Here is a 20880-nt window from a genome sequence, read left to right as displayed (position 1 = left end):
CTGGCCGACCGGCTGCTGCGCGAGCGCGTCCTGGCCGGCCCGGAGCTCGGCCCCGAGGTGCCGTGGGCCTGGGCGCGGCTGCTCGGCACCGGCGGCCGGGTCACGGTGTCGTCGCTGGCCGGTTCGCTCGGCTGGAGCCACCGTCACCTCGTCGCCCGCTTCCACGACGAGGTCGGGATCACGCCCAAGGCCGCGGCGAGGGTGATCCGCTTCGGCCGGGCGGCGCGCATGCTGCGGTCGGGCACGGCGATCGCGGACGCCGCCGCGGCGTGCGGCTTCTACGACCAGGCCCACATGAACCGGGAGTTCAGAGCCCTGGGCGGCACCACGCCCGGTCAGATTCGTCCAAGACCCGCCCCGCCCGCGCACGCACACTGAAGGCATGGAACGCACTGTTTACGCCCTCGTCCGCTACCCCGACTGCTCGGCGGCCATCGACTTCCTGACCGCGGCGTTCGGGTTCCGGCCGCACGAGGTGTCCAAGGACGGCCAGGGTCAGGTGAACCACGCCGAGCTGCTCGTCGAGAACGACATGATCATGCTGGGGAGGGGGAAGCCCGGCGGGCCCGGTGTCTACATCGCCGTGGCCGATCCGGACGCCCACCTCGCCCGGGCCGAGGCCGCGGGGGCCGAGATCACCATGGGTCTGGTGGACCAGCCGTACGGGTCGCGCGAGTACGCCTGCAAGGACCCGTTCGGCAACCTCTGGTACTTCGGGACGTACCGGCCCTGACGAGCCGATTCGGCGTGCGCCGGGGTGGGCGTGCGTCGGGTGGGCGTGCGTCGGGTGGGGGCGTGCGACGGGGGAGGAGTCAGCGGGGGAAGACGATCGTCTTGTGGCCGTCGAGGAGGACCCGCTGCTCGGCGTGCCACCTGACCGCCCTGGCCAGCGCCACGCACTCCACGTCGCGCCCGATGGCGGCCAGGTCGTCGGGCGAGTGGCTGTGGCTGACGCGCGCCACCTCCTGCTCGATGATCGGCCCTTCGTCCAGGTCGGACGTCACGTAGTGGGCGGTCGCGCCGATCAGCTTCACGCCCCGGTTGTGCGCCTGGTGGTAGGGCTTGGCGCCCTTGAACGACGGCAGGAACGAGTGGTGGATGTTGATGGCCCGCCCGGCGAGCTTGGCGCAGAGGTCCTCGGACAGCACCTGCATGTAGCGGGCCAGCACCACGAGGTCGACCTGGTAGTGCTCGACCAGGGCCAGCACCTCCGCCTCCTGCCTGCGCTTGGTCTCGGGGGCGACCGGCAGGTGGTGGTAGTCGATCCCGTACGACTGCGTGAGCGGCCGTAGGTCGGGGTGGTTGGACACGACGGCGACGACCTCGATGTCGAGCGTCTTCTTGCGCACCCGGTAGAGCAGGTCGTTCAGGCAGTGGTCGAACTTGCTCACCATGATCAGCACCCGTGGCTTCGTGGCCGTGTCGCGCAGCTCGAACTCCATGCCGAAGTCGGGAGCCAGCGCGGCGAAGGCGGCGCGGAGCTCGTCCTCGCCGAGCGGCGCCGCGAACTGGACCCGCATGAAGAACCGCTGCTCGACCTGGTCGCCGAACTGCTGGCTCTCGATGATGTTGCAGCCGTGCCCGGCGAGCAGCCCGGACACCGCGGCCACCACGCCGGGCCGGTCGGGACACGACAGGGTCAGGACGAACTCGGCTGCGCTCATGGTTCTTACTCTCGCGAACGTGGATTGGAGGGCAGTGACCTGCGAAGGTTACCGCCCGCCGGGCGGGTTCGCCGCCGGCTTGCCCAGCAGGGGCCCCTGCCCACTTTCCACATAACCCGACATTCCTGACAAAATACCTGTCCGTCCATTATTGAACAGGTCTTGGGTACTTATCCGGTAACCAGGGGTGGGTGGGGTCAGGGAGGGTCGCCTTTGGACGTTGTCGTGCTCGCCGCTGTCGCCGGACTCTTCGCGCTCGTGACCGGGATGAACGACGGCGGGGCGCTCCTTGCGACCGGGCTCAAGCTGCCCACGGTGCGGCCCGCGACCGGAATCCTGGCCCTCGTCGTCATGGTGGCCCTGGTGCCGCTGGCCACCCACGCCGTGGCGCTGACGTTCGCGAACCGGCTGGCCACGTTCGACGGACCCGGCGGTCGGATCGCGATGACGATCGGCGTGCTCGCCGCGCTGACCGTGGTCACCGTGCTGAGCTCGCGGGGCCGTCCGACCAGCCTCACGCTGGCCATCGTGGGCGGGCTCACCGGCGCGGGTCTCGGCTGGGGGCTCCCGGTCTCGGCCGAGTGGGTGGTGCTGGTGCTGCTGGTCGGCATGGCGGCGCCTTTCGTCGGCGGGCTGATGGCCTGGCCCGTGACACGGATACTGATGCGGACGACCACCACCCGCGGCCTGTGGCGCTGGCACCGGGTGGGGTTCGGGTTGCAGACCGTGGCCTACGCCGCCAACGACGGGCAGAAGATGCTCGCGGTGTTCATGATCGCTTTTGGCCTCCAGGACGCGCCCCCGCAGTACACGTCGCTGGTGGCGGTGCTGTTCGGGCTCGGCTCGCTGTACGGCCTGCCCAAGGCGGGCCGCACGCTCGGCCAGGAGATCATCGCCTCCCGGCCGCTGCACGGCGTGGCGGCGGAGCTCGCATCGAGCATCACGGTCATCGGCTGCGCCCTGGCGGGCATGCCCGTGAGCATGACCCAGGCGCTCGCCGGAGGCCTGATCGGCGCCGGGGTGGCACAGGGCGGCGGCGGACGCGTCCGCTGGTACGCCGCCGTCAAGATCGCCGTGGCCTGGCTGCTGACGCTCCCCGCGAGCGCCCTGCTGGCCGCGACCGTGGCGTTCGTCCTGGTCTCGGCATGAGCCGCAAGACCAGCGAATCCGCGATAGGAGCAGGTGAGACCCAGATGAGCGGCGGAGGGAGTGTGATGAGGCGACTGCGACGCGTCCGCGACCTGATGTCCGGGCGCATGGACAGCGCGCTGACGGAGGCGCTGCTCGGCCAGCTCCAGGCCACCAAGGAGGGCGCGTGGCTCGCCATGGCCATGATCGGCGGCGAGGTGGGCCGGACGGGCGCGCACGAGCAGATGCGCGTGATCGAGCACCTCGGCGACGAGGAACGCCGCATCCTGGTCGAGGAGCTCAGGAACGCCCTGGTCACCCCCATCGACCGCGAGGACCTCTTCCGGCTCTCACGCTCGATCGACGACGTGCTCGACTCGCTGCGCGACTTCGTCCGCGAGTCGCACCTGTATCGGGTGCCCGACCAGATCCGCTTCTCCCCGCTCCTCGACCAGGTGATCAACGGCATCGACGCCCTGGAGAACGCCGTACGCGACCTCGCCTCCCGCCCCTCGGCAGTCGTGCACGACGCCCTTGAGGCGAAGAAGACGGGCGGGGCGATCAGGAGGATGTACCAGTACGAGATCTCCCGTATCTTCTCCGGCGAGCTGACGGCCGACGCGATGAAGGAACGGGAACTGGTGCGTCGCCTGGAGATCGTCGGCATCGCCATCGGCGACGCGGCGGACGCCATCGCCGACGGCGCCATGAAACGCTGACGACGGCGCCATGGGGGGTGAAGAGGGCAGGCACCGAAGGAAGGGCGACGTGACCGACGAAACCGCTCGTGTGAGCGCTTCGAGCTCCCCCGTGGAGAGCGACGCCGCGCTGGGGAGCAGCGACCGGCCGGCCGCGCGGGTGGTCTGCCTGGACGGCGACGGCAGGGTGCTCCTGATGCACTGGCACGACCAGGTCAGCGGCCTGGACGTCTGGGAGCCGCCCGGTGGCGGGATCGACCCCGGGGAGCGGCCCTTGGACGCGGCCAGACGGGAGCTCGCCGAGGAGACCGGCCTCCCCGGTTCCGCCGTGCGGGACCGGTGGGTCGAGGTCGAGCGCGACTTCCGGTGGCTCGGGGTGCGGTACGTGAAGACGGAGCCGTTCTTCCTGGCCAGGTTCGAGGGCAGCCGGCCGGAGGTGGAGCCGGGCGCACTCACCGAGGAGGAGCGCGGAGCCTACCTGGGATACGCCTGGGTCGACCGCCTGCCGGACAACGTGGCCCCGCCCGACCTGGCCGACGTGATCGAAAGGCTCAGCCGCGACACAGGCGACGGGTGAGCGCCCGGGCCCGCCACCCACCCGCCACACGGACCCGAACGGCCCGCGCGCCTCACGGGCTCGCGGCCTGGTCCTCCCCCAGTTCGGCCAGGGTGGCGGTCATCAGGGCTCGCACGAGCGTTCCCGCGACCTTCTCGTGCTCGGCCTCGACCGGGAGCCCTTCCGACACCCTCGCCTGGTAGACGTCCCGGTCGCGCTCGTCGGTGTACGGCTGCGCGGTCATGGCGGCCACGACGGTGACCTGGGTGCCGCCACGGGGCAGCACGGCCACGGCGTGGGTGCGCAGGCAGCTCTCGTCCGGCGCGCCGTACCAGCCGCACTTGACGCCGGCGCCGGGCGCGGAGAGCGCCTCCCGCGCGCCGAACGCCTGCTCACCACCCACCCGGCGCATCCACTCCACGATCTCCCCCGCCACCGGGTCCCCGGTGACGGCCGCCTGGGCGAGCACGGCGTAGGCGGCGGCGACCTCGGCCGCCGACACCTCGACGGAGCCGAACCGCGACGGGTCGCCGTTCGGCGGGGCCCAGCGGACGCCGGTGCGCCGGTCGAGGTCGTCGAGGATGACGCGGGGGCCGACGGCGAGCCACAGCTTGAGGGTGTCGGCGTTGGACGAGACCACCACGGCCGGCTCGGCGTGGCGCCGCCACCGCTCGGCGTCGGGGATGTGGCTCGCGGCCGCCCAGGCGTACAGCGGCTTGAGCAGCGAGGCGCAGCGCAGCCGGGTCAGGCCCGAGGTGGCGGTCACGGTGCGGGCGGGGGGCCCGGTGTAGCCGCGACTGATGCCCGCGGCCTGGGCGCTCGCCCCCGGCCGGAGGTTGCCCAGCAACTCGTTGAAACCCACGCTCCAACCGTAGTCCTCCGTGAGCGCTCCCAGCGGCCTTCGTACCACTCGATGCCCGGCTCGGCGCCCGACGGCTCGAACGGCGGACGGCCGCCCACGAGAGCACGCCCAGAGCCGCGTACACCGTAGCGGCCCGCCCTATCCGCCCCTTCCACCCAGCCATATCCCCCATGCCGGTTATGATCCCAGGGTTCGATCGCGACTCTGATCCCAAATCCGAAACCACCTCCGATCCCAGGTCAACGCCACGGATGCCATCCGGGACACCGTCCCGAGCACGTCTCCGGACGCGATCCAGGGCCTCCGGACGCGATTCCAGATGCGAGCCACTACGCGCTTGCCGACGCAATCGCAGCCGCGCGTCCAGATGCGCTTCCAGCTGCCCGTCCGATATGCGTCCACCCTGGTGCGCGTCAGCCCGTCCGGGACGCCCGCTCGTCGTCCGCGTCCGCCTCGCCCTCCCGCCCCAGCGCCCGTAACGCGACCGCCCGGTTGGCGTACAGGTCGGGCTGGGGTTCGAGCCCGATGGCCTGCGACAGGTCCTCCACCGCGCCCTCCACGTCGCCCGCCTCGAACCGCAGCACCCCCCGGTTGCCCCAGGCCGCCGCCAGCCCCGGAGCCGCTTCGATGGCACGGTCCAATGCCCGCCGGGCCTCCCGGTGCCGACCGGCGGCCGTCTCCAGCTGGCCGAGCACCACCAGCAGGTGCGGGTTGCCGGGGGCCAGCGCGAGCCCGGCCGAGACGTCGGTCCACGCCTCGTCGTCGCGTTCGAGCCCGGCGAGCAGCCCGGCCCGGTTGATGTAGGCGTCGAGGAACGCCGGGTCGAGGTCGATCACCCGGCCGAGGTCGGCGAGGGCCCCGTCGAGGTCGTCGCGGGCGATGCGCAGCTCGGCGCGGTTGTAGTGCGCCTCGGGGAGCGGCGGCCCGGCCCGCATCGCGCTCTCGTAGTCGGCGAGCGCCTCGTCGTGGTAGCCCAGCTTGGCCAGGAGATTGCCCCGGTCCAGGTAGAAGTCGGGGAAGGCGGGGTCGATGCCGATCGCCGCCGCGTAGTCGTCCAGCGCCTCCTTCGTCCGCCCGAGCACCGCCAGCAGCCTGGCCCGGTTCGCGCGCAGCACCATGCGGTGCACGGGATGCCGCTCCTCCAGCTCGCGGGCGAGCTCGATGGCCGACTCCACCAGCGCCAGCGCCGCCTCCGGCCGGCCCTCGCGCAGCTCGATCAGCGCCAGCCCGTTGCGGTCGAACCCCAGCTTGAAGGCGCGCTCCAGCGGGTCGGGCAGCAGCGTGGAGATGGCGATCGCCTCGTTGATCCACTCTCTGGCCCTGACGAGGTCACGCCGCGCGGGATCGGAGTGGCGGGCGTCGAGCATCGCCATGCCGTACGCGCCTGCGGCGTGCACGGCCGGGTCCTGGCTGGCCGTGCGCACCGACCGCCACACCTCGCGCGCCTGCTCTGTCCGCCCGAGCCCGCCGAGCGCGGTCGCGGTGCGCTGGGCGAAGCGCCACCACAGCTCTCCGCCCGGATCGGCACGGGCCAGCCCGAGCCGCCCCAGCTCGGCCACGGCGTGCAGGAAACCCTCCCGCAGGCAGCGGTCGACGGCATCCCAGAGTTCCTCGGCCGCCCGCGAGTCCTCGGGATGCTCGGGGCCGTCCGAGTAGACGACGATCCTGAGGACGTCCGGAGGGATCCTGCGCGTCATCACGTCGAGCAGCTCGGCGTCCGTCGGATCGGCCTCCGCCCCGTTGCACACCACCAGCGTCTCGCCCGGCGGCACCACGTCGCGTACGAACTCCGCGATCCCGTTGGCCAGCCGCAGGGTGCGGCGGGGCGCGGGCACGAGGATGCGTTCGTCGTCGGGCAGGTCCACGTCGATCGTGACCCGCCTGGCGGGCACAAGGTCGCGCAGGCCGGGCGCGGCCGCCCGGATCTCGATGTCGTGGGCGGCCACGAGCTCGGCGGAACGTTCCAGAACCCCCGGGACGAGCCGGTGGAGCAGCGCGGAGGCGACGGTGTACGGGCCATGCGGTCGCCGGTGACCGTCCACCACGGGCATCAGCAGCCGCATGGCCCCCGTTCGGCCTGAGGGCGCCCCCTGCGCCCGGAGGTGGGACCTGCCCTCGCTCACCCCTTGTGGATGACGCTGGAGGTCCCGGTCAGGTGCGCGATGCCCGGTTTACGGACGACGATGCGCTTCATGGTGTTCCCCTCCCACACGCGGTTAGTCCACCATTATTCGACGCCTGAGCGATTATCAAGTTTTAGGACGAATAACCGCTGGTTGAATAGATAAAAAGCGCTGAATATTCCGCGGTGAAGAAGGGCCTAACGGGGCCGAAACCATGAAGGCTTCATCACCTCGCCGTCCTGCTCCGCTTCCTCCATGAGCTCGCACAGGCAGCGCCCCACCAGTGTGATCGACTGGCAGCAGCCCGGACCGGGCAGGTTGCGCGCCCGGACGATGAGGGTGGCCCGCGCGATCAGCCGATCCAGGCTGGGCTGCCCGCTCCCTTTGGCCGAGTGGGCGGTCAACCGGCACGTCGCGGCGTTCGCGCATGCGGCTTTGGACACGTACGGCACATCGACCTGGGGGGCCTTCAGCGAGTCATCGCGTTTGACCTTCAGCTCGGCCAGCCTCTTCGAGGCCTGGCGCGACACCTCCAGCAGGGTCCTGTTGCGCGGCGTGCCATCGGGCAGCGCGGCCCGTGGGGAGCGAGCCGGTACGGCCAGCAGCATGGCCCCGGCCATGAGCCCACCGCCCACGATCATGCTCCAGCCCACCGGCTCGGCGAACCAGATCACCGCGATGGCCGCCACCCACAGCGGCTGCGAGGACATCAGCACCGCGCTCGGCACGGCGGCCACGTGCGCCTGGCCGTACGAGCGAGCCAGGAAGCCCAGCGCGCACGACACGACCGACAGGTGCGCGAGAATCCCCCAGTCGGGCACCGAGACCGGCAGGCTCAGCCCGTCGCGCACGGCGAAGGCTCCGGTCATGGCCCCGATCGTGGCCAGCTGGATGACGGTCAGCTCATACGCGTGGAACGTCTCACCAGCGCGTGACAGCCGGGCGAGCAGCAGCGTGTGGCCCGCGTAGAGCGCCGCCGCGGTGAGCGTCACCCCGAGGGCGAGCAGCGAGATCCGCTCGTCCCCGATCCCGCGCAGCAGCGTGAAGACGGTCATCCCGGCCATCGCGAGCGCCACTCCCACCCACACCCGCATCGGCACGCGGGCCCGGAACAGCAACAGCGCCAGGATGGGCGTGATCACCACGCTGCACCCGACGGCGAACCCGGACACCGCCGAGGGCAGGCTGTGGAGCGCGATGGCCTGTCCCGTCTGCCCGACCCCGAACATGACCCCCAGGATCGCCCCATGGCCCCACGTCCGCCGCGGCAGCCCCCGCAGGCAGCGCGGCCGTAGAAGGAGCAGCGTCAGCGCGGCCAACGCGTATCTCTCCGCGAGCAGGTCCTCGACTGGTAACCGGTGGATGAGATCCTTCATCAGCGGAAACGCCGACCCCCATGCGGCGCTGACGAACAACAGAAGCACGGCTCCCAGGAGGGGTCGGGGAGCGGGCACGACTGCCATGGCAGAAGCATGTCACTACAAAATGCAGCCGCGGATGTACAGGCAGCAGTCGGTGAGGTTCCTCTACCACCGGGAGTGAAGAGCCTCACCCATCGGTTCGGACAACTTTAACCGGCGGGAGCCCCCGCCCAGCCGATTTGAATCACCGATCCGGCCATTCCACGCCTAACCTCTCGCGTGGCCCGGCGTCACGGTGGCCCCACCCGTACGGGCCCCCGGATCGGTGAGACGTACACCCGGACGCGACGGCACGAGCACGCACGGGGGGCATGGGCGCACCCATGCCCCCCGGAGGAGTGAGATCAGAGCATCGCGGCGGGAACCAGCCGCTTCTCCAGGTAGACCACGACGAGATCGGCGACCCGCGTCCGGGAGATCTCCCGCCAGCCGTGCCGCTCGTACAGCGCGAGCGCCGCCTCCTGCCGCAGGGTGGTGTCGCCGCGCAGGGTGCGGAACCCGAGCTCGACCGCTCGCGACTCGAGCTTCATCAGCATCGTCGAGCCGTGGCCGCGCCTCTGGAACTCGGGATGGACCCGGAGCCGGCACAGCTCGACCGTGGCGGAGTCGATGGGCTTGAGCCCGCCCATGGCCACGACGCGCCCGCCGAGCTCTCCGACGAGGAAGTCGCCGCCGCAGGCGAGGTAGATCTCCTGGATGCGCGGGAAGTCGTCGTCGTAGTAGACCCCGTCGCCGGGGAAAAGGCCCACCTCCGCGAGGCTGACCTGGTGCAGGGCCAGGATCGTGTCGAGGTCAGACCAACGGTAGCGCCGGATCTTGAGCTTCATGCACCGCCGATCCCTTCGCCCATGACCGGCTGCTGGAGCAGCGCCCGGTAGGCGGGCAGGCCAGGATGGTTCGGGTCGCGCTTGGCGACCTCCTGCCCCAGGGCCATGGCGGGACGGATGATGAGGTCGGTGAGGAATTCGGGGCCGAGCAGCCGCAGCGCCTCGCTGCCGATCGCGAGGGCTTCGGTGAGCTCGCCCTCGATCAGGCGGCACTGGGCCAGGTCGAGCCTGATCAGCGTCTGGTCGAGGATGTGGTCCTGGTACTTGTCGAGCGCCTGGTCCAGCACCACCTCCGCCTCGACCGTCTGGCCCAGCTTGGTGAGCACGTCGCCCTGGTAGAAGTAGAGCTGGCGCTCGGTGTAGCCGAAGGCCATGTCCTCCCGCTCGAAGCCCTTGATGTGCGAGAAGGCGTTGCGGGCCCGGGCCAGCGCGCGCTTGGCCTGGTCGACGACCTCCTTCTTGCTGTCGGCCCCCGCCATCATGGCCAGCGCGCGCGCCTCCACGACCGGGGCCATGGCCTGCGCCGCGCACGGCACCTGGCCGGCCAGGTCGCGGCTCTTCTTGGCCAGGGTGAGCGCCTCGCGGGCGTCGCCGTAGTAGAGCGGGACGAGCGACTCCCGAGCGGTCACCCACGCGCGCAGGGCCCGGTCGCCGGTCTCGTCGGCGGCCATGCGGCCGGTGCGGAAGAGAGAGCGGGCCAGGCGGTGGTCGCCCAGGTTGATCAGGATCATGCCGCTCAGGCCGGCCAGCTGCGCGGCCAGGCGGCACAGGCGCTCCTGCAGGTCCACGGGCTGGCGGCGGGACATGGCGTTGCGGACGGCGCTCAGTTCGAGCAGGACGTCGCAGAGCAGCCGCAGGGGGGCGGTCGTCGTGTATTGCCGGCCGAGGCTGAGCGTGGCCTCCTCCCACTGGTCGAGCATGGCGGGCGAGATGGTGGCCGAAACGAGCGTCTCGTCCACGCGCCGCCTGACGCCCTCGATGGCGCCGATCACGGGGCCGTCGAACAGCTTCGCGGGCGGCTGGCCGTTGAGCAGTTGCAGCAGGGCGCGCCGCAGGATGTTCTCGTCCTCCTGGTCGTCCGGTCGCGGATCAGCCGCCGTGATGGCCCGGACCTTCGAGGAGCCGCCCTCCGACTCGTCGGACGGGTCGATGGCCCGGTGGTTGTTGCCGCAGATGCACGGGCCGTCGTAGCCGAGGGCCGCCGGCTCGACGTGGTAGACCGTGCACAGGTAATGCAGGTATTCGGGCCCCGGCCGTTTCAGCCCGCTCTCGTAGGCCGACAGCAGGGTCTCCCCGATGCCCGGCATGCCCTTGGCGTCCCGTGCGAACAGGGCGCGCACCTGCTCGATGACGTCGGCCAGGGCGATGCCGTGCGACAGGCGATGCCCCTTGATCTTGGTGGTGCCGAATTGGGGCGAACAGGCCTCGTGAATCTGTTCGGCGATCTGGGCAGGAGTCTGGCCGGCGGCGAGCCCTCTGGCTCGGATGCGCCGCGCCATCTCCGTTTCCCTGTGTTGTCTGCCGGACATCCCGGCCCCTCTCACGTTCGTACGATCCGCTCCCGACTACGGATCGTAGCCTCCAGATCGCGCTCCGCCTACCGAACACTATGGACCATTGAGGACAGGAAGAAAACGTCGCCTTGAAGCTTACGGTTAAGGATCGTCCTCCGGCGGACTGTTTCTTACATCCCACGAGTTACATAGCGACTCCCCGTAAGCGGGGGGGCCTCGTTGCGTAGCGGGCGGAGTTGCGTCATCTTTGGCCCACCAGCAACGATGCGAGGGAGGGACGAAAGGTGGGGGACGACAACTTCGAGCACCTGGAGCGTCTGGTGTCGGAGCTGGACGCTCGCGGTTTGCTCGCACGAGTGGTCCGGACCCAGAGCGGCCGGCTGTTCGTCCGGGTGATCAATCCCGACGCGACCAGCCTGTCCGAGAACGTCACCTGTCGGCCGTCCGCGGTCTCCGAACTGCCGGACTGGTGGTACTGCTGGTCCTGGGGCGAACGGATGCACACCGCCGACGATCCGGCCGGCGCCGCGACGAAGGTCGCCCGGGTGCTCGCCGCCGTGGGCGAGTGACGCGGCTCACCGCCGTGGGTGAGCGACACGGCTCGCCGCCGTGGAGAGTGGCGCAGGGCGGTGAACCAGGTGGAGCGCAGCCACCGTGGCTCACCGCGCCCACGGCGGCCTCACGGGGCCGGCGGGATGGCCGGTGCGGAGGATCCCTGCCCGGCAGGGATCCTGGTCATCTCGCCGGTTCCGCCACAAGACCCGCCTTCCGGGAGTCCCCGGAGGGCGTCCGGGAGGCTCCTCCCGGGAAACGGCACGGGACCTGCTTCCGGGTTGCTGGTCCCGGCCGAGCCGTCCGTCACCGGAGCGTCAGGACTCGCCCTCCGCGGCCCCGGGTCCTGATGACCCCGTCTTCCCCGGCGTGATGTGACGGCGGCCGGTTCGGCCGGCGGGTATCTTTTTGGATCGAAACGGTCCAAGACCCGCCGACCGAACCGCTTCCTGAGGAGGATCCGCCCAGTGTTCATGCTGGCAACACCAGCGCCGTCGCCGACACCGTCGTCCAGCCCCACGTCGTCCGTGCTCCCCAGCCCCGACAAGCTGGTGGCCGACATGAGCGCCATATGCAAGTCCGACGGGTTGTTCTGCGCCTGGGTGCTCGAATGGTTCCCCGGAGCCGCCTGGGCACCCGTCGTCGCCGGCGCCATCACCATCGTGCTGATCCTGGTGCTGGGCTTCGTGATCCGCAACGTCTCCCACCGGGTGATCGGCCGCGTGGTCAACCGGGCGGCGACCGGCGGCTCGATCACCACCCGCTTCCGCCGCGGCAGCCCGCCCGAGGGCATCGACGTCCTGCTCCACGAGCGCCGCAAGCAGCGCGCCGAGACCATGGGCACGGTGCTCAAGCACGTCGCCTCGATCGTGATCCTCGGCACCACGGCGCTGACCGTGCTCGACCGGCTGACGATCCCCATCGCTCCCCTGCTGACCAGCGTCGGCATCCTGGGCGTCGCGATCGGCTTCGGCGCGCAGGAGCTGGTGAAGGACTTCATCGCGGGCATGTTCATGCTGCTCGAAGACCAGTACGGCGTCGGCGACGTGATCGACGCGGGCGCCGCGGTCGGCACCGTCGAGGCCGTCACCCTGCGCGTCACCCGGCTGCGCGACGCCGACGGCCGGGTCTGGTACGTCCGCAACGGCACCATCACCCGGGTCGGCAACGAGTCGCAGGGCTGGTCGCGCGCCTACGTCGACGTCCCCGTGGGCTACGCCAGCGACATCGCGAACGTGCGCGACGTGCTGGAGCGGGTGGCCAAGGAGATCTGGGACGACCTGGAGTTCCGCGAGGCGGCGATCGTGGAGAGGCCGACGGTGGTGGGGGTCGAGCAGCTCTCCGACAGCACCCTGGTCTTCCGCGTCTCAGCCAAGACGCTGCCCGCCAAGCAGGCCGAGGTGGCCCGCGAACTGCGCATGCGGGTCAAGAGCGCGCTCGACGCCGCGGGCATCGCCATGGTGCCCACCGCATAGGCTGAGACCGTGACTGAGACCTCCTTCTACGACGCCGTCGGGGGCGAGGAGACCTTCCGGCGCCTCGTGCACCGCTTCTACGAGGGGGTCGCGCAGGACCCGCTGCTGCGTCCCCTCTATCCGGAGGAAGACCTCACGGGTGCTGAAGACCGGCTGCGGGGTTTCCTGATCCAATACTGGGGTGGCCCCAACACCTACAGCCAGGAGCGCGGCCACCCGAGGCTGCGCATGCGGCACATGCCGTTCGTGATCGGCGAGGCCGAGCGCGACGCCTGGCTCAGGCACATGCGCGACGGCGTCGAGTCGCTGGGGCTCCCGGACGAGCTGGAGCAGCGGCTCTGGGACTATCTCGTTTACGCCGCCCATAGCCTGGTGAACTCACCGGCGTAGCGGGCATGACCGCCTCATGGCTATCCCCTGGTGGCGCGACGCCGTCGTCTACGAGATCTATGTACGCAGCTTCGCCGACGCCTCCGGAGACGGCGTCGGCGATCTCGCCGGGATACGGGAGCGCCTGCCGTACCTCCGGAAGCTGGGCGTCGACGCGATCTGGCTGACGCCCTTCTACCCCTCCCCCATGGCCGACGGCGGTTACGACGTGGCCGACTATCGCGGCGTGGACCCGCTGTTCGGCTCGCTGGCCGATTTCGAGGCGCTGGTGGCCGACGCCCACGAGCAGGGGCTGAAGGTCATCGTCGACGTGGTGCCCAACCACAGCTCCGACCGGCACCCGTGGTTCGAGGCGGCGCTGCGCGGCGAGGGCCGCGACCGCTACGTCTTCCGCTCCTCGCCCGACCTGCCGAACAACTGGCAGTCCACGTTCGGCGGACCGGCCTGGACGCGGGTGGCCGGCGGGCAGTGGTACCTTCACCTGTTCGCCCCCGGCCAGCCCGACTTCAACTGGCGCAATCCCGAGGTGCACGCCGAGTTCCTCGACATCCTGCGGTTCTGGCTCGACCGGGGCGTCGACGGATTCCGCATCGACGTGGCCATGGGCCTGTACAAGGCCGAGGGCCTGCCGGACGTCGACGACCAGTCGTTCACGGCGGTCTCGCCGGTGTGGGGGCAGCCGGAGGTGCACGACGTCTACCGCGCGTGGCGCAAGCTGCTCGACGCCTTCCCCGGCGAGCGCATGGCCGTCGGCGAGGTGTGGACCGACGACCCGGTGGACCTCGCGCGATACGTGCGCCCCGACGAGCTGCACCAGAGCTTCAACTTCGCCTGGCTGCAGGCCCCCTGGTCGGCGACGGCGTTCCGCAAGGTCATCGACGACACTCTGGCGACCGTGCCGTTCGCCACGTGGGTGCTGTCCAACCACGATGTCGTACGGCACCGCACCCGCTACGAGACCGCCGACGCGGGCACCGGCCTCGACCGGGCAAGAGCGGCATTGGTCACGATGCTTGCACTCCCCGGTAGTGCATATCTCTACCAAGGGGAGGAACTTGGCCTCCCCGAGGTGAAGGATATTCCCCCGGAGGCTCGGCAGGATCCCGTCTTCCTCCAGTCGGAGGGAAAGATCCCCGGCCGTGACGGCTGCCGCGTGCCGCTGCCGTGGTCGGACAGCGGCGCCTCCCTCGGCTTCGCGCCCGACGGGATACGGCCGTGGCTGCCGCAACCTCCGGAGTTCGCCGCGCTGAGCGTGGCGGCCCAGACCGGCGACCCGGGCTCGACGCTGGAGTTCTACCGCAGGGCGCTGGCGTGCCGCCGGGAGCTGGTGGGCTCGATCCCGCACACCATCCAGTGGCTCGACTCACCCGAGGACGCGCTCTTCTTCTCCCGTGGGTCGCTGATCTGCGTACTCAACTGCGGCCTGCGGCCGGTGCCGCTTCCCTCGCACGACCGGGTCGTCCTGGCGAGCGGCCACCTGCCGGAGGACCGGCTGCTGCCACCCGACACCGCGGCCTGGCTGCTCTCATAGCCCAGCCGTCGGGGCGGTCATGGGGCGGTCATGGGGCGGTCATGGGGCGGTCACGGTGGCCGGGACCCGTCGTGGGCGCTTCGCTCGCCGTGGACGCTCCGCTCGCCGCGGACGCTCCGCTCGCCGTGGACGCTCCGCTCGCCGCGGTAGGGGATGACGGGCAGCGAGAGCAGCGCGCACACCAGCCCGGCGGCGAACCCGGCCCAGTATCCCGTGCTCGTGATCAGCACACCCGCCAGCGGGGTCATGACCAGGGCGACGACGTTCTGCACCGTGTTGTGGGTGCCGAGCACCCGTCCCGCCCAGCCCGGACCGGCCAGTTCGCCCGCCGCCAGGTAGGCCAGGCCGTTCCCCGCGACGGTGATCATCGCGGCCGCCGCGAGCATCACCGGCCCCAGCCACGACTCGGTGACGGCGCCCGCCACGAGCAGGACGAGCACGGCCAGGGCGCAGAAGGTCAGGCTGCGCAGCGGCGCCATGCGCAGGCCGGTCCTGTCCGACCAGCGTCCCACCGCGATGCGCACCGCCGCGCCGGCGATCGCGGCCACGCCGAAGAGCTGCCCAGCCCGCACGCCGTCCCACCGGTAGACCTCGACGAGGCACGTCACGCCGTACGTGCCGACCACGACCTGCGCGACGAGCTGCAGCGCGCTGGTGGCGTGCACCCGCCACAGCGCGGGCTGCCGGTACGGCGAGACGGCGGGTGCCGTACCTGCGCGGGAGACCCGCAGCGGCGGCCCGGCCAGGAACAGGGCGGCCAGCACGGCGGCGACCAGGCTCGTCGTGGAGCACACGAGCAGCACGCCCTGGACGCCGTGAGCCCACGCGACGGGCGGCAGGACGAAGGCGGCGACCGCCATGCCGAGCGTGTAGGAGACCTGCCGCAGCCCCATGGCGACGCCGCGCTCGGGCGGCCGGAACCAGCGCAGCACGATCCGGCCGCCGCCCACCAACGCCGCCGAGCCCGCCGCCCCGGCGAGCGCCAGCAGGGCGATCACCGCCCAGACCTCGGTGACCAGGGCCACGCCCGCGAAGAACACGCCCGCCAGCCCCACGCCCAGGCCGAGCACGAGCCGCTCACCACGCCGGTCGGCCAGCACCCCCCACGGGACGAGCGCGAACAGGATGCCGATGGCCGGGGCGTTGGCGATCATCCCGGCGACGGGGAGCGAGACGCCGAAGAAGCGCTGGACGTCGGGCATGACCAGCGGCAGCCCGAAGAGCCCCAGAGTGACGCAGGCATGCGCGTTGATCCCCAGCCCGAGCATCAGCCACCGCCGCCCGGACGGCTGCCGCGTGCTCATGCAGGGATCATGAACCGCTTGAGGTAGCCCACCTCGTCCTCCGTCAGCCTGCGCGGGGCCGCTCGCTCGACGTCGTAGGCCACGACGACCGACATGGCGGTCACGAACACCTCGTCGTCGTCGCGGATCTCGTACTTCAGCGTGAACCTGACCGGCCTCACCTCAGTAACCCACGTCTCCACCCGCACCGGCTCGGGACGGAAGCCGAGCGGGCGCCGGTAGTCGATCTCGTGCCGGGCGATGACGAGCCCCTTGAAGGGGGTGTCACCCGCCTTGTACGGGTCGATGTGGAGCAGTCCGAGGCGGGCGTCCTCCAGGTAGTCGAAGAACCGGACGTTGTTCACGTGTCCGAGCGAATCTATGTCGGCGAACCGCACCATTCGGGGGAAGATGTGCCGCTGAGCGAGGGAATTGTGCACGCGCGCCACGCTACCCGCCCCATCGCCGCCCCCTTTGCCCCAGGGTGGCCTCGCAGGCGCCAGACCCATGGACCGCCGAGCCCGCACACCTGTCAGAGGGCCGAGGACCGCAGGGGAACCGTTTTCGGTGACGGCAAAGACCGCAGACGGCCCCTTCAAAGGGCCAAGGAGTGGAGGGAGGGAACCCTTGGCCGGCCAACGACCGCAGGGGAACCCCTTGGACGGCCAAGAAGCCGACGTAACGGCGGCCGGCACCGTGCGCCCGGTAAGCGTAACCCTGCGAAAGGCGCCGACCCCGTGCGGCGGTCGGCGCCTTCGCGTGCCTGCCGTAAAAGGAGATTGAAGAGGAGACCGGCTCCTCCCCGGCGGGAGATCAGTCGCGGTGCAGCTTGCGGTAGGTGACCCGGTGCGGGCGGGCGGCGTCGGCGCCCAGCCGCTCGATCTTGTTCTTCTCGTAGTCGGCGAAGTTGCCCTCGAACCAGAACCAGTTGGAGCCCTCTTCCCACGCCAGGATGTGCGTGGCGATGCGGTCGAGGAACCATCGGTCGTGCGAGGTGATCACGGCGCAGCCCGGGAAGTCGAGCAGGGCGTTCTCCAGCGACGACAGGGTCTCGGTGTCGAGGTCGTTGGTGGGCTCGTCGAGCAGCAGGACGTTGCCGCCCTGCTTGAGGGTGAGCGCGAGGTTGAGCCGGTTGCGCTCGCCGCCCGACAGGACACCGGCCTTCTTCTGCTGGTCGGGGCCCTTGAAGCCGAACGCCGCGATGTAGGCGCGGGACGGCATCTCGACGTTGCCCACCTTGATGTGGTCGAGCCCGTCGGAGACGACCTCCCAGACGTTCTTGTTGGGGTCGATGCCGCCACGGCTCTGGTCGGCGTAAGAGATCTTGACCGTCTCGCCCACCACGATGGCGCCGCCGTCCGGCGTCTCGCTCTCCGTGATCATGCGGAACAGGGTGGTCTTGCCGACGCCGTTGGGGCCGATGACGCCCACGATGCCGTTGCGCGGCAGGTCGAACGTGAGCTTCTCCATGAGCAGCCGGTCGCCGAACCCCTTGGTGAGGTCGTCTGCCTTGATCACCGTGGTGCCCAGACGGGGGCCCGGCGGAATCTGGATCTCATCGAAGTCGAGCTTGCGGTATTTGTCGGCCTCGGCCGCCATCTCCTCGTAGCGCTGGAGGCGGGCCTTGCTCTTGGTCTGGCGAGCCTTGGGATTGGAGCGAACCCACTCGAGCTCGTCCTCCAGGCGCTTCTTGCGCTTGGCGTCCTTCTGGCCCTCGATCTTGAGCCGCTGGGCCTTGGCCTCGAGGTAGGTCGAGTAGTTGCCCTCGTAGGGGAAGGCACGGCCCCGGTCGAGCTCGAGGATCCACCCGGCGACGTTGTCGAGGAAGTAGCGGTCGTGGGTGACGGCCAGCACGGTGCCCGCGTACTTCTCCAGGTGCTGCTCCAGCCACTGCACACTCTCCGCGTCGAGGTGGTTGGTGGGCTCGTCGAGCAGCAGCAGGTCGGGGGCCTCCAGCAGCAGCTTGCACAGGGCGACCCGGCGGCGCTCACCACCGGACAGCTTGGTCACCTCGGCGTCGGGCGGCGGGCAGCGCAGAGCGTCCATCGCCTGCTCGAGCTGGCTGTCGAGGTCCCACGCGTTGCGGTGCTCGAGCTGATCCTGCAGCTTGCCCATCTCCTCGAGCAGCTCGTCGCTGTAGTCGGTGGCCATCTGCTCGGCGATCGCGTTGTAGCGCTCGAGCATCGCCATCGTCTCGGCGACGCCCTCCTGCACGTTGCCGAGGACGGTCTTCTCCTCGTTGAGCGGCGGCTCCTGCTGGAGCATGCCGACCGTGAAGCCCGGCATCAACCTGGCCTCACCGTTGGACGGCTGCTCCAGGCCGGCCATCATCCGGAGCAGCGTCGACTTTCCGGTGCCGTTCGGGCCCAGAACGCCGATCTTGGCGCCTGGCAGGAACGACAGGGTGACGTCGTCAAGGACAACCTTGTCGCCGTGCGCCTTGCGCACGCGCTGCAGCGTGTAGATGTACTCCGGCATGTCATCTAGCTTAGGGGCTCCCAAGCCTGGCTTCCGCCGCCCCCGCGTCCGGCCTCAGAGATACCCGTAGGCAGGTGACGGGGTTGTAGCGATCGCGGACGCCGAACCCTCCGTGGCGTGACCCTCGCCCCGACGATCCGACCCCGACAGGACCAGTCCCCCCGAGGCCCGGCACAACAGCGAACACGACAACCTTCACCTGACACGCACAGCCCTGCCACGCCCACCCCGACGCGACGTCGTCGGATGCGAGGACACGCCGCCGTGCCCGCTGCGGGCCGCCTGCCACCCACCGACCCCTGGAGCCCGGCTCCGCGCACCCCTTGACCCGCCGACCGGAGAGTCACCGGATACCCCCGAGGAACTCCACGACACGTGGGCCACTGAAGCGGCCGGCGGATGACGCGGCGCGCTGAGACGCCCGGACACCTGGACGACGCCCAGACACCCAGACACCGAGACATCAGGCCGTCCGGACGCTGGAACACCGGGACACCTGGAGGAGACACCCGGCCCCCCGGACAACCGAACGCTCGGACACCCGAGACACCCGGACACCTGGAACCACTCAGGGCTACTGGACGGTCGGTTGTGAGAGAGGGCGGCGAGGTGGTCGGTCAGGCGGCTGGAGGGGCTTCGGGGATCTGCGGGGGCGGGGGCTGCACGGCGGGGATGCAGATGCGGTCTCGGCCGAGCTCCTTGGCCCGGTAGAGGGCGAGGTCGGCGGCGGCGAGGAGCTCGATGAGGTCGTCTCCGTGCACACTCATGATGGCGACCCCCGCCGAGACGGTGACGGTGATCATGGCGTCGTCGGCGGCGACCGCCATGTGGCTGATGCGGTTGCGGAGCCGTTCGGCGACCTGGCGGGCCTCGTGGAGGTCGGCCCCCGGAAGCAGGACCACGAACTCCTCGCCGCCGAAGCGTCCCACCACGTCGTAGTCGCGCAACTGGGTGCGCAGGGTCGTCGCGACACCCGCCAGCACCTGGTCGCCCACGAGGTGACCATGGCGGTCGTTGACGCGTTTGAAGTGGTCGATGTCGATGATGAGGAGCGCCAGGGTCTCACCGGTGCGACGGGCGCGGACGATCTCGGTGTCGGCCTCGCGCTGCCAGGCCGCCGCGTTGAGCAGGCCGGTCTTGGGGTCGGTGCGGGCGGCCGCCTGGAGCTGGGCGTGCAGCAGGCTGCGCTGGAGCAGCACGACCGGAGGCAGCGCGATGATCAGCAGGGCGAGGTTGAGGCTAGTCGCGACCGCCACGCTGACGCCCAGGCACAGCTCCACGACGTCGAGCAGCACGCTCTCCCTGTCCCACAGGACCTCTCGCCACGGCAGCTCGGGGTCGGCGGTGTGCGCGGCGACCGCGATCAGAGCCGTGTTGAGCAGCGCGAACACCACGGCCGCCGCTACCGCGAGCGCGATCGCGCCGCTCTCCCCCCGCGACAGCGCCGACGGGCCTGAGACCAGCCACGGCTCGGACACCAGCCAATGGAACGCCACGGAGGCGGCGCATCCCGCCAGCCCGATGGCCGCCGCCGTGACCACCCGGCGATGGAGCACCGTGGCACGGACCCGCCACTGCAGCAGCACCTGCATCACAATCGGCGCGAGCAGGGCGTAGAGCGGCGGCAGCAGCAGCGCCACCGGCAGCCACCACGCCGACAGGAGGTCACGGGAGACACCCGCCGGGACGCCGAGGCGCCTGGTGGCCTCGACACAGGCCACGCCGCACGCCATGAGAGCGGCGAACGTCACCGCGTCCGCCAAGCGGAACTCGGTCGCCGTCGCGAATCCTGCGATCGCGGCGATGTCCACAGCCGCGATCCCGACGAGATAGACCACCAACGGGCGACGCTGCCCGAGCAACGGCCATCGGCTGACCAGTGTTGACACACTGTCGCGAGGCGTGATCGAAGGGTGACCGGAGGCAGCCATCACGTCTCCTCCCTGACTAACGATATGTAACACAATAATTGCGGAGTGTGCGCTGCGCGATGGGAACCGCTACGTTGGGGCAACGGGGCCACCCGTATGTCGTGGTCCACGAATGGAGGCCGCTCACTTCACGAGCGGACCGTGCCGGAAAGGAGCAGCCATGGTGCGGGGCGTGATCTGGACCTGACAGAGATCCACCTGACAGAGATCTAGCCGTCTGACACCGGCAGCATCATCGGCCGCACCGTGTGCCACCGGCCAACCGAGCACACGATCCCGAACGGCCGATGCCCCCTCCTCCTCCCTCATCCGCAGTCAAGGCGCGCTCCTGCAGTCACCCCCTGGCGGCCCCTCCCTGGCGGCCCCTCCCTTGCGATCACCTCCCGGCAGTCACCTCCCGGCAGTCATCCCTGGTGATCACCCCTCCCGGCGGTCACGCACTCGCCG

At 70.6% G+C, this 20880-nt stretch carries 19 protein-coding genes; 9 read left to right on the top strand and 10 right to left on the bottom strand.

Annotation, left to right across the window (positions count from 1 at the left end; genetic code table 11):
- Together DQW85_RS16125 and DQW85_RS16120 are read left to right on the top strand one after the other, a co-directional pair.
- A partial coding sequence (locus tag DQW85_RS16125; RefSeq protein ID WP_113701123.1) for a helix-turn-helix domain-containing protein occupies positions 1-378 on the top strand: 378 nt, incomplete at its 5' end.
- 4 nt (positions 379-382) lie between these two features.
- A complete protein-coding gene (locus tag DQW85_RS16120; protein WP_113701122.1) occupies positions 383-733 on the top strand; it encodes a VOC family protein in 351 nt (116 codons plus the stop codon).
- Between the two features lie 79 nt (positions 734-812).
- Here DQW85_RS16120 and purU read toward each other — a convergent pair whose 3' ends face one another.
- Positions 813-1664, bottom strand: a complete 852-nt coding sequence (gene purU / locus DQW85_RS16115) for a formyltetrahydrofolate deformylase (protein WP_113701121.1) — start codon at positions 1662-1664, stop codon at positions 813-815.
- 213 nt (positions 1665-1877) lie between these two features.
- Between purU and DQW85_RS16110 the strand changes: the two genes are divergently transcribed.
- From DQW85_RS16110 to DQW85_RS16100, 3 genes are all read left to right on the top strand, one after another.
- A complete protein-coding gene (locus tag DQW85_RS16110) occupies positions 1878-2813 on the top strand; it encodes an inorganic phosphate transporter (protein WP_113701120.1) in 936 nt (311 codons plus the stop codon).
- A 65-nt stretch (positions 2814-2878) separates the two neighbouring features.
- Positions 2879-3511 (top strand): DUF47 domain-containing protein, encoded by a 633-nt coding sequence (locus DQW85_RS16105; protein WP_113701119.1) that lies wholly within the window; start codon positions 2879-2881, stop codon positions 3509-3511.
- 49 nt (positions 3512-3560) lie between these two features.
- Positions 3561-4067 carry an NUDIX hydrolase gene (locus DQW85_RS16100; RefSeq protein WP_240197215.1) on the top strand — a complete coding sequence of 169 codons (507 nt, stop codon included), beginning with the start codon at positions 3561-3563 and terminating at the stop codon, positions 4065-4067.
- 52 nt (positions 4068-4119) lie between these two features.
- Here the strand turns inward: DQW85_RS16100 and DQW85_RS16095 are convergent, their stop codons facing one another.
- From DQW85_RS16095 to DQW85_RS16075, 5 genes are all read right to left on the bottom strand, one after another.
- Positions 4120-4908, bottom strand: a complete 789-nt coding sequence (locus DQW85_RS16095; protein WP_113701117.1) for a hypothetical protein — start codon at positions 4906-4908, stop codon at positions 4120-4122.
- Positions 4909-5321: 413 nt separating this feature from the next.
- Positions 5322-6971 carry a tetratricopeptide repeat protein gene (locus DQW85_RS16090; protein WP_113701116.1) on the bottom strand — a complete coding sequence of 550 codons (1650 nt, stop codon included), beginning with the start codon at positions 6969-6971 and terminating at the stop codon, positions 5322-5324.
- 257 nt (positions 6972-7228) lie between these two features.
- Positions 7229-8494, bottom strand: coding sequence for a DMT family transporter (locus tag DQW85_RS16085; protein ID WP_113701115.1), 1266 nt, complete (start codon positions 8492-8494; stop codon positions 7229-7231).
- A 302-nt stretch (positions 8495-8796) separates the two neighbouring features.
- Positions 8797-9279, bottom strand: coding sequence for a GNAT family N-acetyltransferase (locus DQW85_RS16080; RefSeq protein WP_113701114.1), 483 nt, complete (start codon positions 9277-9279; stop codon positions 8797-8799).
- A complete protein-coding gene (locus DQW85_RS16075; protein ID WP_113701113.1) occupies positions 9276-10808 on the bottom strand; it encodes an NsdA family TPR-like regulatory protein in 1533 nt (510 codons plus the stop codon). The genes DQW85_RS16080 and DQW85_RS16075 overlap by 4 nt, the downstream gene beginning before the upstream one ends.
- Positions 10809-11077: 269 nt before the next feature.
- Here DQW85_RS16075 and DQW85_RS16070 point away from each other — a divergent pair, with 269 nt between their 5' ends.
- The 4 genes from DQW85_RS16070 to DQW85_RS16055 all read left to right on the top strand — a co-directional run bounded on the left by DQW85_RS16070 (position 11078) and on the right by DQW85_RS16055 (position 14741).
- Entirely contained in the window at positions 11078-11362 is a 285-nt protein-coding gene (locus DQW85_RS16070) for a hypothetical protein (protein WP_113701112.1), read from the top strand.
- Between the two features lie 456 nt (positions 11363-11818).
- On the top strand, positions 11819-12820 hold the full coding sequence (locus DQW85_RS16065) for a mechanosensitive ion channel family protein (RefSeq protein WP_113701126.1): 1002 nt from the start codon (positions 11819-11821) through the stop codon (positions 12818-12820).
- A 9-nt stretch (positions 12821-12829) separates the two neighbouring features.
- The gene (locus DQW85_RS16060; RefSeq protein WP_113701111.1) at positions 12830-13210 is read left to right on the top strand and encodes a globin; all 381 of its coding nucleotides are present in this window, start codon (positions 12830-12832) and stop codon (positions 13208-13210) included.
- A gap of 16 nt (positions 13211-13226) precedes the next feature.
- Complete coding sequence (locus DQW85_RS16055) at positions 13227-14741, top strand: glycoside hydrolase family 13 protein (RefSeq protein ID WP_113701110.1); 1515 nt, start codon at positions 13227-13229, stop codon at positions 14739-14741.
- 50 nt (positions 14742-14791) lie between these two features.
- On the opposite strand, the gene DQW85_RS16050 is transcribed toward DQW85_RS16055, so the two are convergent.
- The 4 genes from DQW85_RS16050 to DQW85_RS16035 form a co-directional block, all read right to left on the bottom strand.
- Positions 14792-16045: an MFS transporter gene (locus tag DQW85_RS16050; protein ID WP_113701109.1), complete on the bottom strand. Its 1254-nt coding sequence runs from the start codon at positions 16043-16045 to the stop codon at positions 14792-14794.
- A complete protein-coding gene (locus tag DQW85_RS16045; protein WP_113701108.1) occupies positions 16042-16425 on the bottom strand; it encodes an acyl-CoA thioesterase in 384 nt (127 codons plus the stop codon). The genes DQW85_RS16050 and DQW85_RS16045 overlap by 4 nt, the downstream gene beginning before the upstream one ends.
- 412 nt (positions 16426-16837) lie before the next feature.
- A complete protein-coding gene (gene ettA / locus DQW85_RS16040) occupies positions 16838-18502 on the bottom strand; it encodes an energy-dependent translational throttle protein EttA (RefSeq protein ID WP_113701107.1) in 1665 nt (554 codons plus the stop codon).
- A 617-nt stretch (positions 18503-19119) separates the two neighbouring features.
- Positions 19120-20340 carry a GGDEF domain-containing protein gene (locus DQW85_RS16035; protein WP_240197216.1) on the bottom strand — a complete coding sequence of 407 codons (1221 nt, stop codon included), beginning with the start codon at positions 20338-20340 and terminating at the stop codon, positions 19120-19122.
- Positions 20341-20880: the final 540 nt, after the last annotated feature.

This window comes from Nonomuraea lactucae, assembly GCF_003313395.1.
GTDB lineage: Bacteria > Actinomycetota > Actinomycetes > Streptosporangiales > Streptosporangiaceae > Nonomuraea > Nonomuraea lactucae.
Note: the sequence above shows the minus strand (reverse complement) of the source record. Positions and strands in the feature narration are given on the sequence as shown.

What these genes read in the sequence shown, in the direction of transcription:
- DQW85_RS16120 (WP_113701122.1), top strand. Translation starts at nt 383, where the DNA reads ATGGAACGCACTGTTTACGCCCTCGTCCGCTACCCCGACTGCTCGGCG.
- purU (WP_113701121.1), bottom strand. Translation starts at nt 1,664, where the DNA reads ATGAGCGCAGCCGAGTTCGTCCTGACCCTGTCGTGTCCCGACCGGCCC.
- DQW85_RS16105 (WP_113701119.1), top strand. Translation starts at nt 2,879, where the DNA reads ATGAGGCGACTGCGACGCGTCCGCGACCTGATGTCCGGGCGCATGGAC.
- DQW85_RS16090 (WP_113701116.1), bottom strand. Translation starts at nt 6,971, where the DNA reads ATGCGGCTGCTGATGCCCGTGGTGGACGGTCACCGGCGACCGCATGGC.
- DQW85_RS16085 (WP_113701115.1), bottom strand. Translation starts at nt 8,494, where the DNA reads ATGGCAGTCGTGCCCGCTCCCCGACCCCTCCTGGGAGCCGTGCTTCTG.
- DQW85_RS16080 (WP_113701114.1), bottom strand. Translation starts at nt 9,279, where the DNA reads ATGAAGCTCAAGATCCGGCGCTACCGTTGGTCTGACCTCGACACGATC.
- DQW85_RS16075 (WP_113701113.1), bottom strand. Translation starts at nt 10,808, where the DNA reads ATGTCCGGCAGACAACACAGGGAAACGGAGATGGCGCGGCGCATCCGA.
- DQW85_RS16065 (WP_113701126.1), top strand. Translation starts at nt 11,819, where the DNA reads ATGCTGGCAACACCAGCGCCGTCGCCGACACCGTCGTCCAGCCCCACG.
- DQW85_RS16055 (WP_113701110.1), top strand. Translation starts at nt 13,227, where the DNA reads ATGGCTATCCCCTGGTGGCGCGACGCCGTCGTCTACGAGATCTATGTA.
- DQW85_RS16050 (WP_113701109.1), bottom strand. Translation starts at nt 16,045, where the DNA reads ATGAGCACGCGGCAGCCGTCCGGGCGGCGGTGGCTGATGCTCGGGCTG.
- DQW85_RS16045 (WP_113701108.1), bottom strand. Translation starts at nt 16,425, where the DNA reads ATGGTGCGGTTCGCCGACATAGATTCGCTCGGACACGTGAACAACGTC.
- ettA (WP_113701107.1), bottom strand. Translation starts at nt 18,502, where the DNA reads ATGCCGGAGTACATCTACACGCTGCAGCGCGTGCGCAAGGCGCACGGC.